General features: G+C 60.5%; 17 protein-coding genes and 1 tRNA gene. 6 read left to right on the plus strand and 12 right to left on the minus strand.

Annotation, left to right across the window (positions count from 1 at the left end; translation table 11 throughout):
• Positions 1-2: 2 nt before the first annotated feature.
• The 6 genes from mnhG to JOE65_RS14590 are packed head-to-tail and all read right to left on the minus strand — an operon-like array spanning position 3 to position 6,337.
• Positions 3-419, minus strand: a complete 417-nt coding sequence (mnhG, locus tag JOE65_RS14565) for a monovalent cation/H(+) antiporter subunit G (RefSeq protein ID WP_205163863.1) — start codon at positions 417-419, stop codon at positions 3-5.
• Complete coding sequence (locus JOE65_RS14570; RefSeq protein WP_205163864.1) at positions 412-681, minus strand: MrpF/PhaF family protein; 270 nt, start codon at positions 679-681, stop codon at positions 412-414. The genes mnhG and JOE65_RS14570 overlap by 8 nt, the downstream gene beginning before the upstream one ends.
• Positions 678-1,217 (minus strand): Na+/H+ antiporter subunit E, encoded by a 540-nt coding sequence (locus JOE65_RS14575; RefSeq protein WP_205163865.1) that lies wholly within the window; start codon positions 1,215-1,217, stop codon positions 678-680. The genes JOE65_RS14570 and JOE65_RS14575 overlap by 4 nt, the downstream gene beginning before the upstream one ends.
• A complete protein-coding gene (locus tag JOE65_RS14580; protein ID WP_205163866.1) occupies positions 1,214-2,839 on the minus strand; it encodes a Na+/H+ antiporter subunit D in 1,626 nt (541 codons plus the stop codon). Before JOE65_RS14580 ends, JOE65_RS14575 begins: the two co-directional genes overlap by 4 nt.
• Positions 2,836-3,327: a Na(+)/H(+) antiporter subunit C gene (locus JOE65_RS14585; protein ID WP_205163867.1), complete on the minus strand. Its 492-nt coding sequence runs from the start codon at positions 3,325-3,327 to the stop codon at positions 2,836-2,838. Before JOE65_RS14585 ends, JOE65_RS14580 begins: the two co-directional genes overlap by 4 nt.
• Positions 3,317-6,337: a Na+/H+ antiporter subunit A gene (locus JOE65_RS14590; RefSeq protein ID WP_205163868.1), complete on the minus strand. Its 3,021-nt coding sequence runs from the start codon at positions 6,335-6,337 to the stop codon at positions 3,317-3,319. The genes JOE65_RS14585 and JOE65_RS14590 overlap by 11 nt, the downstream gene beginning before the upstream one ends.
• A 127-nt stretch (positions 6,338-6,464) precedes the next feature.
• Here JOE65_RS14590 and JOE65_RS14595 point away from each other — a divergent pair, with 127 nt between their 5' ends.
• Positions 6,465-7,802 carry an MFS transporter gene (locus JOE65_RS14595; protein ID WP_205163869.1) on the plus strand — a complete coding sequence of 446 codons (1,338 nt, stop codon included), beginning with the start codon at positions 6,465-6,467 and terminating at the stop codon, positions 7,800-7,802.
• Between the two features lie 230 nt (positions 7,803-8,032).
• Here the strand turns inward: JOE65_RS14595 and JOE65_RS15575 are convergent, their stop codons facing one another.
• From JOE65_RS15575 to kynA, 5 genes are read right to left on the minus strand one after another with little or no spacing between them, the layout of a single operon-like run.
• A complete protein-coding gene (locus tag JOE65_RS15575) occupies positions 8,033-8,734 on the minus strand; it encodes a LuxR C-terminal-related transcriptional regulator (protein WP_205163870.1) in 702 nt (233 codons plus the stop codon).
• Positions 8,731-9,789, minus strand: coding sequence for a hypothetical protein (locus JOE65_RS14605; RefSeq protein WP_205163871.1), 1,059 nt, complete (start codon positions 9,787-9,789; stop codon positions 8,731-8,733). The genes JOE65_RS15575 and JOE65_RS14605 overlap by 4 nt, the downstream gene beginning before the upstream one ends.
• On the minus strand, positions 9,786-10,925 hold the full coding sequence (locus tag JOE65_RS14610; RefSeq protein ID WP_205163872.1) for a sensor histidine kinase: 1,140 nt from the start codon (positions 10,923-10,925) through the stop codon (positions 9,786-9,788). Before JOE65_RS14610 ends, JOE65_RS14605 begins: the two co-directional genes overlap by 4 nt.
• Before the next feature lie 18 nt (positions 10,926-10,943).
• On the minus strand, positions 10,944-11,525 hold the full coding sequence (dcd, locus tag JOE65_RS14615; protein WP_205163873.1) for a dCTP deaminase: 582 nt from the start codon (positions 11,523-11,525) through the stop codon (positions 10,944-10,946).
• Positions 11,526-11,559: 34 nt separating this feature from the next.
• Positions 11,560-12,414 carry a tryptophan 2,3-dioxygenase gene (gene kynA / locus JOE65_RS14620; RefSeq protein WP_205163874.1) on the minus strand — a complete coding sequence of 285 codons (855 nt, stop codon included), beginning with the start codon at positions 12,412-12,414 and terminating at the stop codon, positions 11,560-11,562.
• A 132-nt stretch (positions 12,415-12,546) separates the two neighbouring features.
• On the opposite strand from kynA, the gene JOE65_RS14625 reads away from it, so the two are divergent.
• The 5 genes from JOE65_RS14625 to JOE65_RS14645 all read left to right on the plus strand — a co-directional run bounded on the left by JOE65_RS14625 (position 12,547) and on the right by JOE65_RS14645 (position 15,066).
• Positions 12,547-13,035: an SseB family protein gene (locus JOE65_RS14625; RefSeq protein WP_205163875.1), complete on the plus strand. Its 489-nt coding sequence runs from the start codon at positions 12,547-12,549 to the stop codon at positions 13,033-13,035.
• 53 nt (positions 13,036-13,088) lie between these two features.
• Entirely contained in the window at positions 13,089-13,568 is a 480-nt protein-coding gene (locus JOE65_RS14630; RefSeq protein ID WP_205163876.1) for an SseB family protein, read from the plus strand.
• Positions 13,569-13,589: 21 nt separating this feature from the next.
• Positions 13,590-14,642, plus strand: coding sequence for a M4 family metallopeptidase (locus JOE65_RS14635; protein ID WP_239536744.1), 1,053 nt, complete (start codon positions 13,590-13,592; stop codon positions 14,640-14,642).
• On the plus strand, positions 14,639-14,893 hold the full coding sequence (locus JOE65_RS14640; protein WP_205163877.1) for a protealysin inhibitor emfourin: 255 nt from the start codon (positions 14,639-14,641) through the stop codon (positions 14,891-14,893). Before JOE65_RS14635 ends, JOE65_RS14640 begins: the two co-directional genes overlap by 4 nt.
• 99 nt (positions 14,894-14,992) lie before the next feature.
• Positions 14,993-15,066: transfer RNA gene (locus JOE65_RS14645), tRNA-Gly, on the plus strand.
• 8 nt (positions 15,067-15,074) lie between these two features.
• On the opposite strand, the gene JOE65_RS14650 is transcribed toward JOE65_RS14645, so the two are convergent.
• Complete coding sequence (locus JOE65_RS14650) at positions 15,075-15,893, minus strand: hypothetical protein (RefSeq protein ID WP_205163878.1); 819 nt, start codon at positions 15,891-15,893, stop codon at positions 15,075-15,077.
• Positions 15,894-15,956: the final 63 nt, after the last annotated feature.

The raw sequence follows: 15,956 nt of genomic DNA on the forward strand, positions 1-15,956 counted from the left end.
GGCTACTCCGTACGGGTGTCTCCCTCTGGGGAGGCACCCGTTGTTTTTGCTTTGTCACCGAGCTCTTGTTCCCTGGCAGCGTGTTCCACCACGTCGTCCAACTCGTCGATGCTGAGCAGTTCTTTGCGAAGGTACTTGGTGCGGTAGCCCGCACGGCCCACCATGTGCGCGGCGACGGGAGCTGTGAGCAGTTGAAGGACCCAACACGCTAGTAGTACCGGCAGTAGCGTCCAACTCCGCATTTCGGCGGCGATTGCGGCAAGAAAAAACCACAGACCGAGCACCTGCGGCTTGGTAGCCGCATGCATGCGGGACATGAGGTCGGGGAACCTCAGGAGGCCGATGGCGGCGGCCAGGGACATCAGGGCTCCGCCGATCACGCAGAAGGCCGCGATGACATGGAAAATTGTTTCAGACACCGGAAAACCTCCTGTCCGTGACAAATCGCGACACGGTGACCGACCCAATGAACCCAATGACGGAGATAGCTACCAGGAGCACCAGGTTATCCAGATGACCGCCGATGACCATGTCCACCGCCAACACGCCGCCAAAGATGGCCAGCAGGACGTCGATGGCCAGCACACGGTCCAGCAACGACGGACCCCGAACAATCCGGAAGATAGCCCCTGCAGCGGCCAACGCCAGAATGACAGCGACCACGATAAAGACAATGGTCATGATCGTTCCTCCCGCAAGCGGTCAAGCTCGTCCCTGCTCCCGAGCACACGGATGATCTGCGCCTCGACAGAGCGAGCGTCTTGACGAATGGCATCAGCTTCTTCTGGAGTTTTTACGTTGAGGCAATGGAGATACAAAGTTGACGTGGAACGGTCAACGTCCACTACCAAGGAGCCCGGGATCAGTGTCAGCGTGTGTCCAGTTGCTGTCACGATGAAGTCAGAGCTGCTACGCAGCTGAACGGCGACGACGGCGTTCCGGATGTGCGGACCCCGGCGGACGGCCAACCAGAAAACCTCCAGGCTGGCCACAACAACCTTGCCAAAGAACCTCACGCCGAAGGTCACGGCGTGAAGAATGTTGAATCTCCCACTGAGTTCGACCGGGGGGAGGTAAAAGAACCGAGTTACCACCATGGCTATCAGGGCGCCGAAGAGCAGGTTCGAACCGCTGAAGTCGCGCCACAGGGAACCCCATATCAGCACGAGCCACACGATCAGTGGAAGTTCCTGAACGAAGGGGGCATGTTTTCTCATTGCCCAAATCCCTGTCCGAAAACAGCTTCAATGTAGGGGGTGCGCTCCAGCATGTCCTGTGCGGCCAGGTTGGAAAACTCAACCAGCGGACCGGCGAACAATGTCAGAGCGATTCCAAGCGCAATGAGGCTCATGGTCGATCCAACCATCGGCGCAGAAAGACTGGCGCTGTTGCTCTCCAACATAGCGTCGTCGTCGGCGTCCGTGCCTGTTGTTTCAGGGGCATATTCTTGCCACTTGCCCGCAGTGACCGGCAACAGCAGTACCGGATCCGGGTCCACTGCGTCGACTGGTCTGCGCCAGAAGGCCCGGTTCCAGACCCTTGCCATAGCCAACAGCGTCAACAGACTGGTGGCCACGCTGCCAACGACCAGCACATAGGCCGTCATCGTGCCGAGGTCCACTCCTGCCTGCAGGAGGCCCAGCTTCCCCAGAAACCCGGAAAACGGAGGAATTCCCGCGAGATTCATGGCGGGAACAAAATACAGCACCGCCAGCAGTGGCGACAGCCGTGCGAGACCTCCGAGCTTGTCCACGTTGGCGCTGCCACCGCGGCGTTCTATCAGGCCAGAAACGAGGAACAGGCTGGTCTGCACAATAATGTGGTGAACCACGTAGAAGACGGCAGCGCCGAGCCCTGCGACAGAAGACATGGCCAGTCCAAACACCATGAATCCGATATGGCTCACGAGCGTGAAGGACAGCAGACGACGGATGTCTGACTGCGCCAGGGCACCCAGAATACCCACGATCATGGTCAGCAGTGCAACGAGCATCAGAAGGTCGTTGATCCGGTCCCCCGGGAAAAGCAGCGTCTCCGTACGGAACATCGCGTAGACGCCCACTTTGGTGAGCAGTCCGGCAAAGACCGCCGTCACCGGTGCCGGCGCCGTTGGGTAGGAGTCCGGGAGCCAGAAGGACAACGGAAACACAGCAGCCTTCACCCCGAAGGCCACCAGCAACATCAGGTGCAGGGTCAACTGCATCCCGGAATCCAGATTCTCGAGTTTGATCGCCAGATCCGCCATGTTGATGGTTCCGGTGGCACCGTAGATCATGGCGATCGCCAGCAGAAACAACAACGAGGAAATGACACTGACGACGACGTACGTCACCCCGGCACGGATGCGCGGGCCGGACCCTCCAAGGGTCATCAGTACGTAGCTCGCGGTCAGCAGGATCTCGAAGCCCACATACAGGTTGAACAGGTCCCCTGCCAGGAACGCATTGGAGACTCCGGCCACCAGAATCAGGTACGTGGGGTGGAAGATCGAGACCGGTGCATCTTCATCGCCGTCTACCTGGCCCTGCCCCGTGGCATAGACCAGGACGGCGAGACTGACGGCTGTGGACACCACAAGCATGAGGGCCGAAAGTCGGTCCACCACCAGAGTGATTCCAAATGGCGCTGCCCAGTTACCGAGATTCACGGCTTGGGCACCGTACTCCCAGGCGTTCAGTAACAGCAGCACCTCAATGATGAGTGTCAATGTGAGCACGGCGGCACTGATCCGTCTCTGAAGCTTCGGTTTCCTGATGAGGAGGAAGGCCAGGGCAGCACCGAGGAACGGTAAGACGACGGGCAGCGGCGCTATCGATATGAGGGGGAAGTCCGGCGTCATCGGATGTCCTCACTATCGGTGTATTGCGTATCCCGTACCTTGGTGGATCCGGGTCTCTCTTCGCTTTCCTCTGGTGAGGTGAACTCGGTGGTTTCGGTGGGAACCTCGGCGTCGTCTTCTTCGTCAAAGCTGCTCTGGGCAGCGACACGGCGATCCTCTGCATCGTCCTGAACTTCATCTCGGCGCGCGAGCAGCCAGGACCGGTAGATCAGACCCAGCATAAATGCCGTGACAGCGAATGAGATGACGATCGACGTCAGGATCAGGGCCTGCGGGAGCGGATCAGAATATTCCGAGGCTGGAATATTATCATTGTAGAGCGGTGCTTTGCCCGCAAGACCCCCGGTGGAGAGCAGGAGCACATTTGCACCGTTGGCCAACAGGATGATTCCCAGCAGGACACGGGTCAGGCTACGCTCCAGCAAAAGATAGATCCCGATGGCAAAGAGTGCGCCCATGACCACGAGCAGAGTGATGTTAACGCTCATGGGCGTCACCGTCTTTCGCCGTCGCGACGGAGACGGATGGTCCGTCGGGGAAATCCTCGGCGTCGTCCTCGGTTCCCATCTGGGTCCGTTCGTCCACTTCCGAACCGAGGCTGCGTAGAACATCGAGTACCAGCCCCACGACCACCAGATAAACGCCGATGTCGAAAAGCGTCGACGTGACGAACTTGACGTCGCCGAAGAGCGGCAGCGAGAACTTCAGGATGGCGCTCTGAAACACCTGTCCACCCAGCACCAGCGGCGCCATAGCAGTCAACGATGCCAGCCCCAGACCTGATCCGAGCAGGGCGCCAGCACTGACCGGCGTTGCTTCGGCCAGTTCAAATCGACCACCTGCCAGATACCTGATGGTCAGGGCCAGCCCCGCCATCAGCCCGCCGGCAAAACCCCCGCCAGGCGCATTGTGCCCCGAGAGGAGCAAAAAGATGGAGAACACAATGACCGAGTGAAAAATCAGCCGCGCCACCACTTCAAAGATGATGGAACGGCGCTCCGGCGCAAGCGTACGGCCAGCCACAAGCCAGCTATTGCGGGTGACAGTGTTGAACTTCTCCGCAAGATCCAGGGCAGCTACGTGACTGGACCCCTCCAAATTCTTCTCGCGGTCACGGTCAACGGACCCGGACTCGACGCCGTCTGAGCGCAGCCGCTTGTCTCCGCGGTTGCGCACAAAGATCAGACTCGCCACACCGGTCGCTGCAATCGCGAGCACCGACATTTCACCAAACGTATCCCAGGCCCGGATATCCACCAGGGTGACATTGACAATGTTGTCGCCCCCGCCGCCGTCGTGGGCCAGCTCCGGGAACGCTAGAGAAACCGGAGCTGCCACCCGAGAGCCCATGGCACTGGCAGCAATGAACATCATGGTGAGGCCAAAGCTGACGCCCAGCACTGCACGCAGAACACGATGCCTCCCCGGCGGACTCTCCCACAGGCGTGCCGGCAACGAACGCAGTGCCAAGACGAATGCCACCAGCACCACCGTCTCCACCAGCATCTGGGTCAGAGCCAGATCTGGAGCACCCTGCAGCACGAACAACAACGCCATACCGTAGCCGGTGACGCTGACCATCAGGACAGCGAGAAATCGCTTGTTGGCGCGGATGGCACCTAGAGCGCCGAGAATGACTCCCGCACCAACAGCTGCCTGCGCAGGCCCATCGAACCAGTGCCATCTGGTAGGTAACTGCAAATCATGGCCGATGATCGACAGCAGCGGTGTGATGATTGCCATGCCGAGGATCACCGTCAAATAAAACGCCAGAGACCCTCGCTGGGTGCGGCCAGTGACCCAGATAGCGACGTCGTCGAGCACACCGATGGCACCTCGGTAAAGGCGTTCGGCCTCCGGAACGCGATGCATCCGCAGCTGAAGGCGTTCCATCCTTCCACGCTGCCAGAACAGCAGGACACCCAACCCAATGGTCACCACGGTCAGGCCAAGAGCAGGAGTGATCCCATGCCACAGTGCCAAGTGCGGCCGTTCCGTTCCAGCGTCGGGGAACAGCTCGAGATAAGGCTGCACCACCCAATCCACCGGAGCAGCCCACAACCCAAGAACCACTGTGAGGACGGCAAGAATGGCCGGTGCCGCGAGGAACTCGGGCTCGATCCGCTTGAACGGCGTGTCCTCGGCCGGGTCCTTGGTGCCGAAACCTCCCCACACAAAGCGCGCGCTATACGCAAAAGTCAGGACTGAGCCCAGAACGACTCCAATTAGAACAACCCAGGACGTCCAGCCGCCGTCGTGCTCCACCCCGTGGACGAAGGCCTCATACACGGATTCCTTAGCCACAAACCCGACGAGTGGCGGCAGGCCTGCCATCGATGCAGCACCGATGACGGCGATCATAGCCAGCCACGGTGCCTTGCGCCGAAGACCGGACAGTTCGCGCAGATCACGGGTACCGGCCTGGTGGTCGATGATGCCGACCACCAGGAAAAGTGTCGCCTTGAACAGACCATGGGCCAGGAGGAGCCCCAGACCTGCGAGCGCAGCCTCACGGCTGCCGACTCCTACCACAAGCATGAGGAAACCCAGTTGACTGACGGTGCCATAGGCCAGCAGGAGCTTGAGGTCGAACTGACGCAGCGCCCGCCAACCGCCGATGATCATGGTGGCCAATCCCAGCACAATGATGATGGGGTCCCAGAAGGCAGTCTCGGCGAAGCCCGGCGCAAACCTGGCCACGAGGTAAATGCCCGCCTTCACCATGGCCGCCGCATGCAGGTAAGCACTAACGGGTGTGGGGGCAGCCATGGCCGCTGGAAGCCAGAAGTGGAACGGAACCTGAGCAGATTTTGTCATTGCGCCCAGCAGAACGAGGGCGACGGCGATATCCACAAAGATACCCTGAGCCAGCAGCCCGCTGGTGTCGGCCAGAATCGCGGAGATTCGGTACGTGCCCGCGGACTCTCCGATGATGATGAACCCTACGAGCATGGCCAGACCACCGAACGTTGTGACGATCAAGGCCTGCAGTGCTGCGCGGCGGGCGGAGAGACGGTGCCTCGCGTAACCGATCAACAGGTAGGACAGCACCGTGGTGATTTCCCAGAAGATGTAGACGAGCAGAAGGTTGTCCGCCGTGACAAGACCGAACATTGCAGCCGCGAACGCCAGCAGTTGCGCCCCGAACGCGCCCAGGCCGGCGTCGTCCTTCTTGAAGTACCGCGCACAGTAGAACAGAACCAGCGCACCGACACCGAGAATCAGCAGTGAGAGGACCGCGGCCAGGTCATCCATTCGGAAATCAAGGTTGAGCTTGAGTTCCGGAACCCATTCCTGGAGGAGCGCCGGTGGGGCATGGGGACTTCCAGCAAGCGCTCCCTGATCAGCCTGTGTGTAGCGGGAGAAGGTGAAGATCAGCCAGACGAACGCTGCAGCAGGAGCCGCTGCCAGAACGTAGAACGCGCTGCGGCCCATCCGAGCGAAGAGCATAGGCGCGACAAGGGCCACCGTGAACAGTACGGTGAGCACCACCAGCACAATCTAACTCCGCAACTCTAATGATCTCGGGCAAGGACAGCGGGGTTAATCAATGACCATTCTATCCGATGCATATGCGTGGCCGTAGATTGATGACGTAGTGAAGTGTTGCAGATAACATCAGGGCATGACCGCACCAGCCACGCAGCCGGCCCTTGGCCCACGTCACGTCAGCCGTCGCCAGATCCTCGCGTGGGCCTCCTGGGACTGGGGGTCGGCCGCGTTCAACGCGATCATGACCACCTTTGTGTTCACGGTCTATCTGACGACCACGGCTGCGTTCGGCGGTGAAGAGTACGTTTCACAGGTACTCGGTTCGGCGCTCACCATTGCGGGACTCCTGATCGCGGTGCTGGCGCCGGTGGTGGGTCAGCGGTCCGACGCCGGCGGCAAACGGAAACTCTGGCTCGGCGTCAACAGTGCGCTGGTGGTCATTCTGACGGCCCTGTGTTTCTTCGTGTATCCGGAACCCCAGTTCCTGCTGCTGGCCGTCTCCCTGTTGGCCGCGGCCAACGTGTTCATGGAGTTTGCGGGCGTCAACTACAACGCCATGCTGCTGCAGATTTCAACGCCGTCCACGATCGGGAAGATCAGTGGCTTTGGTTGGGGTATGGGCTACGTGGGTGGCATTCTTGCTCTGGCCATCGTGCTATTCGGTTTCATCACCCCTGGGTTTCTCGGCATTCCCACCGAAGGAGCGCTCAACGTGCGGATGGTGGCCGTGTTCAGCGCCGTCTGGTTTGGTCTGTTCGCCATTCCCGTCCTGATGGCGGTGCCCGAGCTGCCAACGAAGGTGTCCGGTCCACGCATAGGATTCCTAGCCTCCTACAGGTTGCTGTTCCGGCGTATCCGTGCAATTTTCCGCACCAGTCCCCACACCATCTTTTTCCTTGGCGCCAGCGCGATCTTCCGTGACGGGTTGGCAGCCGTCTTCACCTTTGGCGGCATCATCGCTGCAGGGACGTTCGGGTTTGAGCTTCAGGATGTCATCATCTTTGCCATCGCCGGCAACCTGGTGGCGGCATTGGGAGCAATGGCGGGCGGGTATTTCGATGACCGGGTGGGTCCAAAACCCGTGATCGTTACCGCACTGGTGGGGATTCTGGCCGCGGGTAGCGCCATGTTCTTCATGACGACGCCGACCGGTTTCTGGGTCTTCGGCCTGTTCCTCACCCTCTTCGTGGGACCGGCACAGTCCAGTTCGCGGGCCTATCTGGCCAGGCTCTCCCCGGAGGGTGAGTCCGGTGAACTCTTTGGTCTCTACGCAACAACAGGCCGCGCTGTCAGCTTCATGGCGCCCGCGCTCTTCACCCTGTTCATCGCCATCGGCGGAGCCCAGCGGTACGGCATCCTTGGAATCATGGCCGTGGTGCTGATTGGTCTGCTGGTGCTGCTGCCGGTGAAGTCACCGGACAAGACGCCTATCGCGGTGGTCCCGGAGGCATCCACCGGTGTCCGGAAATAGCGTGCCGGAAAGCACGGCTTAAAAGTTAGAGAGAAAGGCCTGTCCAGACCCCCATACTGGACAGACCTTCCCCAATGCCGGCTCGCATGTGCCGAAGACGTGGCATGGCCGTTCATCCATCCACGCTATTTAGCTAACCCCAGGCCCCAACGCTTGTCATGACGTCTTTAAGGGGTACAAGAACCATGGGTGTCCTGTATCTGGGGGACACTCCTCCGTGGACCGGCCCACTACGCTTCTGAATCAACCGGGGGAACGATGCCCAGCCGGATAGCTGCAGTACGAATCTCATGCTTGGTGCTGGCGGAGTATCCAGCCAGTATGAGCTTGTCCTTCGACCGTTTCAAATACGTTTTGACGGTTCCCTCGGACAGATTCATGAAGCGCGCCACATGTTTACTGATGAGACCCGACGCGTAGAGGCGGATAACTTCCAGCTCCTGGGGCGTGAGGTTCGCTGCCGGGGAGCGCTCCGCGAGGACTTCCAGTGCCTGCGCGAGCCTGCGCGAAATGTACTGCCGCGGTTTGAGTTCGCCGCTGCCGTCATCGGCGACGCGGAACTCATCGGTAGCCACAATGCTGATCGCTTCCACGAGGTCATCGATGGGATCCTGTTTGTGGACCACTCCGAGTGCCCCGGCCTGCAGCGCCTCCAATACCTCTTCAACCTGGTCGCCCTGGGTATAGACAAGCACGCGCGCACCCCACATCATCAGCGCATGAACGTTCTCGCGAGCCCTACTTTCATCTGCCAGACGGATATCCAGCAGCACCGCCACCGGCGGCGGACACCCCTGTTCCATGAGCTCCGCAACACTGGCTGCCACAGCGCAAACCCGAATGTCAGAATCCATGGATCCGATCACCGCACGCAGTCCGTCCCCGACCAACGGATGATCATCGACAACGGCCACCGAAATTTCCCGGCTCACACCGAATCCGCCGTGGTTTCCGAAGCAGACTCAGCGGTTGTGGTGCCGATCCTCAGATAGACCACTCCGTCATCCTCCATCAATTCGCTGTCCACCGGGAGGTTGACCTCTGCCAACCACGTCTCGGCGTCGTCTCCCATGAATACCACGGCAACGCCGCCTTCGGGGAGTCTGCGCATCATCAGGCGGTCCCCCTTGCAGGCGGCCAGGACGGATTGTCGCAAGACCTGCACCTGCTCGGGAACAAGCGCGCGGCGGGTACGCATACCGTCCTGCAGTTCCACGGCGACGCCGCGCGCCCGGGCACACCGGACAGCCGCCCGCAGCTCCATACTGAGCAGTTGCCGGGCCGCCAGTTCATCCCTCAACCCCAGAGCACCATGTTCCCAGCGGTCCCTATCCGCACCGGTGATGCGCGAGCGTTCATGCAGGACCGAGATCTGCTGTAGCAACGGAAGAGACTGCATCCGCATCACCTCGACGTCGAAATCCTGCTGAACCTGAGAGCGCACGTATTGTTCGCGTGCAAGCCTGTTCCACGCATCGACATCGCGCAGTTCCCTGCGCTGGCCGGCCATCCGGCGAAGGAAGATTGCGACGGCGGACGCCCCCGCATACATGGGCACTGGAGACATGAGCGCCGCACCCCCATACTGGACGGCATCCATGGTCCAACCCAGGAAGACCACCGACACCAGTGCATCCGAGGCGACAGTGACAACCAATGCCGCAAGTGCGACCCGGGGTCGGTTTTCAAAAATGAGCATAGCCAGAAGGGTCGCAGCGACGCCAGGCCACCAGTTGGCGTAGGTATCCACAAATTCGGGCTTCAGGGTTCCAAGGACAACAGCGGCCATGACCGGGATCATCGCGATGTTCACAACGGAGGCCACTCGGCTTCGGCCCCGGGTGCCGTGCTGCCAGCCGAGGGCGGCAAGAGCCAGCGCGAACGTACCCAGCCACAGGACAGGACGGGTTGTGGCGTGCAGAAAGATCACGGCGAGAACGAGGTGCATGACCAGGTATCCACAGAGGAACCATTTCAACGGTTTCACGGGAGACGCTCCCACTCGAGCGTGATGGACGTGCCCTGACCTGGCAACGATCGGATGGTTGCTTCCGCACCGATCAGACTCATTCGTCCTTTCACGGAGCCCTCCAGTCCCATGCAGGTGACCGGGACCTTACGCTCATCGAAACCCACGCCGTCGTCCTCTATCCGTACACGGACCGCGTTCCCGGAAACATGCGCCTCCACCGAGCAGACCGATGCTCGGCTGTGCCGCTCAACATTACGTAGCGCCTCCAGAGTCGCGCCCAGAATGCCTTGGCAGACCTCGCGTGGCAGATTCGGCCGCCCCTGTTCTACGGTGCTGCCGAAGGTGCAACCCGGCGCCACCTCCTGGGTGAGAGTCCTCAGCCTGCGGTCAAAATCGTCCGGCGATTGGTCGTCGTCGTACGGCCGGCTGGTCAGGAGTTGGACGGCCTTGGTTGCCTCGGCAGCCAGCCATCGTGGCTCGCGACCCGAGTTCTCCGTCGACGCCGCGCGCAGAACGTTGATGACGTTGTCATGCACCACCGCATCCCAGTGGGCCTGCTCCAGCAGGCGCAGCGACTGGTCACCGGTGTCGAGAGCGCTAGATCGGGCATCACGTTCAGCGTTCTGCACACTCCGCTCAAACATCAGTAGCGCACGGATCGCAACCAGCAGCGACGTCCCGACAATGAGGGGAAACAACATGCTCGCGAACGCCATCACCACGCCATCGCCCAGTGAAGCCGCTGCCAACAGCGCACAATTACCCCAGCACACCCAGTACGGCCAGCGCCGCTCCCCTGCAACGGCCAGAAGCATCAGTCCGATGAAAACGGCGGGAACGTAAGGCGAGCCCGGCATGACGAGGTCGGCACCGACCAGCAGCGCCCACACCACAACCGTGGTCAGATAGATGGCAGCACACATCGGAATGCGGTGTACCCCGGATTGCCGGCGAACGGCCAGCAAACAAAACCCCCAGATCACCGCCAGCACGCCGACACTGAAAACATGCAGGCCGATGACGGCTGGAGCCTCGGCGGGATGCGTGAATACCTTCAGTGCCTGCCACAACAGGTAGACAGGGCACGTCAGCGCCGCGGCAAGCGCAAAAACACGTTCGATCACAGACGAGGACTGCGTGAACTTCTGCATGGCTGCGGCCGGAAGGACTTATGGGTGGATGTCGGTGCGGTGAAAATTGAGGTGACTGCGCGACGCCGTGGGGCCGCGCTGCCCCTGGTAACGGTTCCCGTATTCACCCGAACCGTAAGGGTTCTCCGTTGGTGAGGTGAGCCGGAAAAAGCACAGCTGCCCAATCTTTGACCCAGGCCAGAGCTTGATGGGAAGCGTGGCCATGTTGGACAGTTCCAGCGTCACATGACCAGAGAACCCTGGATCGATGAAGCCGGCCGTGGAATGAGTCAGCAGTCCCAGCCGGCCCAGCGAAGACTTGCCTTCCAGCCGTGCGGCGACGTCGTCCGGCAAGGTGACAACCTCATACGTGGACCCAAGCACAAACTCGCCCGGATGCAGGATGAACGGCTCACCCGGATCTACCTCAATGAGGCGAGTCAGCTCTGGTTGGTCCTGCGACGGGTCGATGTGGGCGTATTTGTGGTTATCGAAGAGTCGAAACAGGCGGTCGATGCGGATGTCCACGCTGGAGGGCTGAACCATCGCTGGATCGTAGGGATCCAGCTGTATCCGTCCAGCGTCGATCTCGGCTCGTATGTCTCGGTCTGAAATCAGCACAGTCTAAAACTAGCGTATTGATTCAAAGGCACAGCTACTGGCCGATCTCGGTGCGGACGGCGAACAGTTCCGGGAAGAACGTGAGTTCAAGCGCCTTCTGCAGGAACCCGACGCCGGACGAACCGCCGGTTCCGTGTTTCATGCCGATGGTTCGCTCAACGGTCTTCATGTGGCGGAAACGCCACAGTTGGAAATTGTCCTCCAGATCCACCATTTCCTCACACGCCTCGTAGAGATCCCAGTTCTGCGCTGCGTTCTCGTAAACGTGCTTGTAGACCTGCACCAGCCCTGGATGGAAAACGTGGGCTTTAGACACATCGCGGTTCAGGAGGTCATCCGGGATGTCGTAGCCACGGCGGGCCATGAAGCGGATGAATTCGTCGTAGATACTGGTTTCGTTGAGGATCCGGGCCAGCAGGGCATGCGCCTCAGGGTCCGCTTCGAAGACCTTGAGCATGCCGACATTTTTGTTACCGAGGAGAAATTCGACCGCACGGTACTGGTAGGACTGAAAACCACTGGCGGAACCAAGATCCCCGCGGAACTCCATATACTCCGAGGGCGTGAGAGTGGCCAGAACAGACCATTGTTCCGTGAGCGTCCGCTGGATGTGCTTGATGCGGGCAATGCCTTTCATGGCCGCCCGCAGATCATCCGACTGCAGTCTGGCCCGTACCGCTTCTAGTTCGTGGAGAACCAGTTTCAGCCACAGCTCAGAGGTCTGGTGCTGAATGATGAACAGCATCTCGTCGTGGTGCTCCGGGCGGCTCACCGGCTTCTGCGCGGTGAGAACCTGATTCAAATGCAGGTAGGAGCCGTAGCCCATCTTGTCCGAAAAGTTTGTCTCGATGCCCTGCTCAAGGTTTCGGGTGTTCTTGTCCACGTTCACTTCACTTCGTTGTGCTGCCAGCTTATTTCGAATCCCACCCTACCCCCGCAACATTAATCTCAGGCCGTGCGGAGCGTGCAGGATACCTTGTCAGGGATTGATCGAGGTGGCAGGGTGTGATGTGCTCAGAAGATGACTGAATCAACTCCTGAGACTCACGACAGCGACGACCTGCTCAACGATCTTGAACGAGAGCTCGCAAAAGGCAAGAACGAAGACGCCGGTCCAGTGGATGTGATCCTCGCGCTACTGAACAACGAGATCTTTGTACTCAGCCGACAAGAAGTGGCAGACGGATCAGATTCGGTGGAACCGCTGCTACTCACCAACAAGGAGGGCGGCCCGATGCTCGCGGTGTTCAGCCACCCCTCACGCGTTCCCGACACCTACGCCGAGGTGGCCCCTTATGCACTGGGTATTCCCGGCGCCACCGTTATCCAGAGCCTCGGCGCTGACACCGGCATGGTCATCAATGCAGGTCACGAACTTGGTTTTGAGATCGATCCAGAAGGTGTTGCCAACATCCAGCGCGACTTCCAGCCCACTGATAAAGCGCCCGACGCCGTAGCATCCGCGGATGGAACCGAGACCCCGAGAACCGACTCCGGTTCCGGCTCCTAAGGGACACGCATGACTTGCCCGAAACAAACAAGCATCACAAGGAGAACGGCCGCATGACCGAAGAAACCGGAAACACCCCTTCCCCCAACGAGTCGATGAAACCGGAGAACCCCATTGATCTGGCCATAGTCGCCGGTCACGAGGGACGCATGACCAACCAGGAAGTCCTGGAAGTCATCTGGAACTCCGAGCTGATCAGCGTTGGCCGGATGGAAGACGAAGCCGATGCGTCGACGTTCCAGGCACTGAGCCTGACGGCGCCGGACAGCGAAGAGAAAATCGTCGTGACGTTCAGTGACCCCAAGCACATTCCCACCCAGCTGCGCGAGGTTGCACCGTTCGCCATCTCCAACGCAGGACAAGCGACCATCCGCAGCATTCAGCCCGGCTATGGCATGGCCATCAACCCGGGCATCACGCCTGGAATTGAACTCGGCGCGGAATCGGTTGCCAAGATCAATGCGGCGTTCGCAGCACAGGCGGAGAACCCGGATAACGACGAAACCGCACCTGATCAGGATGAAACGCGCTAGAAACACAACAGCTTGGGAGGAATGATGGAACCGCTGACCCACCATCAATGTTCCATCGTTCCGCCTTACCTGCTGGCCCGGTTAGCGGGGCTCCCGACGTCGGACTTTACCCGCGCGTCGTCGGCTGCAGCCCGGACGCTTGAGCACATTGATGCCGTGCAGCAGATCAGGGTTCAGGGAATCCGAGCCGCTCCGTCGTCTGTCAGCTCGGGGCTGAACCGCACCATTTCTGACGCCGGAAACCGCGAAGTCCTCCCCGGTAAGGCGGTGCGTCACGAAGGGGAACCCTCTACCGGTGACGCTGCTGTCGACGAAGCGTACGACGGTCTTGGACATACATACTCCCTGTTCCACAACATTTTTGACCGCTCCTCAATCGACGGTTCCGGTGGATCACTGGCGGCAACGGTTCACTATGGCGATGGCTACGACAACGCTTTCTGGAACGGTGCCCGCATGGTGTTCGGCGACGGCGACGGCGAGGTCTTCACCCGTTTCACCCGATCCGTCACGGTCATCGGCCATGAGTTGGCGCACGGGTTCATCCTGGCCGAAACACCCTTGGAATATCAGGGACAACCGGGAGCCCTGCAGGAATCCGTGGCCGATGTGTTCGGCGTCCTCGTGGAACAGCACCTGCTGAACCAGGACGTGGAGTCCGCTTCGTGGCTGGTTGGGGACGGGCTCTTCACGGATGAGGTTCAGGGCCAGGCGCTGCGCTCCTTCAAGGCACCCGGGACCGCGTACGACGATGACATCCTGGGCAAGGACCCGCAACCGGCCTCCATGGACGCCTATGTGGAAACAGCACAGGACCGCGGCGGTGTCCACATCAACTCGGGGATACCCAACCGGGCGTTCTACCTCTGCGCAGCGCACCTGGGCGGCTTTGCGTGGGAGCGGGCGGGCAGGATCTGGTACCACGCCGTCATCAGCGGTCAGGTCACGGCCACCTACACCTTCGCCGAGTTCGCAGCATTGACTTTGGATACCGCGACAGCACAATTTGGGCCGGAGTCCCTAGAGGTGACGGCCACCGCCCAGGCCTGGCGGGAGACGGGAGTCCTGCCGTGAAACTCAGTGTGGTCCGAAGCGGTGGATTCGCCGGACTGACGCGCACCTGGGAGGCGGAGATTCCAGCCTGCGAGGCCGAGCGGTGGCTTATCCTGATGAAGAGCGACGCCGGTCCGGAAAGGCCCGTCGCCGCGGCGAGCGACTCATTTTCCTACACAGTTTCCCTCGGCGGCCTGACCACCGAACTCACCGAACACGCCATCACACCCGCGTGGCAGGAACTTTTCGACGTGGCGAAGAACCAGCCATAGCGCCGTCGTCGTACTGCGTGAACGTCTTTGTATTTCGTCGTGCCCGGGAGGTTGTTCTGTCACCGGCCGCACGTGGGGTAGGCTGAATCTCGTTGTTTTGCGGGCGTAGCTCAATGGTAGAGCGCTAGCTTCCCAAGCTCGATACGCGGGTTCGATTCCCGTCGCCCGCTCCAGTCCGGCCCTAGTTCAGGGCCAGCACGCACACGCTGTCGATCGAGACCAGTAGTCGGCCCGAATCACCGTCATTATTGACTGTCAGATACCTGGCCGGGAGCTTTCCGTTGCCGTTGAGCAGCACATCTCCACCCTCACTGGGTCCGCTGCGCACATAGCCCTGATCTATCCAGTTGTGCTCCAGCGCGCGACTAGCTTCTTCGGCTGCCTCACCGGCCGGCAGCCCAAACCGGAACGTGTAATTGCGCCCGGAGGCCAGATTGCTGAGCCTGCACTCCCCCACGCTGATCGTGTCCACCACTTTCTCAGGATTGGACAGCCGTGGATCATCGGCGCCGAGTGCGGGTTGCAGCGATGACAAGGATCCACGGACCAGCATCTCCATGTCCTGCCTCAGCTGGCCAGGGGTCCGTGACGTCTCCTCTGCCGTCGGCGTCTGTCTGGTCTTGGCGGCGTCGTCTGCTTGCCGCTGAAGCGGCTCAATACCCGTGGACGCAAGAACTGCTATGCAGGCCAGACCAAGCAACACCGCCGTACTGGCCAGACTCAGGGACAACCGCGACCAACCACGATTTCCCCGCGGAACCAACGCAACAACACCGACGATAACGGCCAGCAGCGGCAAAACGGCGATGACGATAATTTCCGTCAGGTGCTGTCGGAAAAGTTCCGGCGCACATTCCCGGCAGGCTGCCGTCGCGCTATTCCAGCTCTGCAACCGGACCAGGAACATGCCTGTCAGGGGCAGACTCAGCAGGGCCATGACGACGCCGGTGACGGCCACCCCCAGCGCTGGACGCGCACGGGTCTTGGGTTCAGAGGTCATAACGCTCAAGTGTAGTTTCTGGAGTACGTCACCGATATCAGACTCACATCGCAACCCGCTGGA

It is taken from the genome of Arthrobacter roseus, from assembly GCF_016907875.1.
Classification (GTDB): Bacteria; Actinomycetota; Actinomycetes; order Actinomycetales; family Micrococcaceae; genus Arthrobacter_J; species Arthrobacter_J roseus.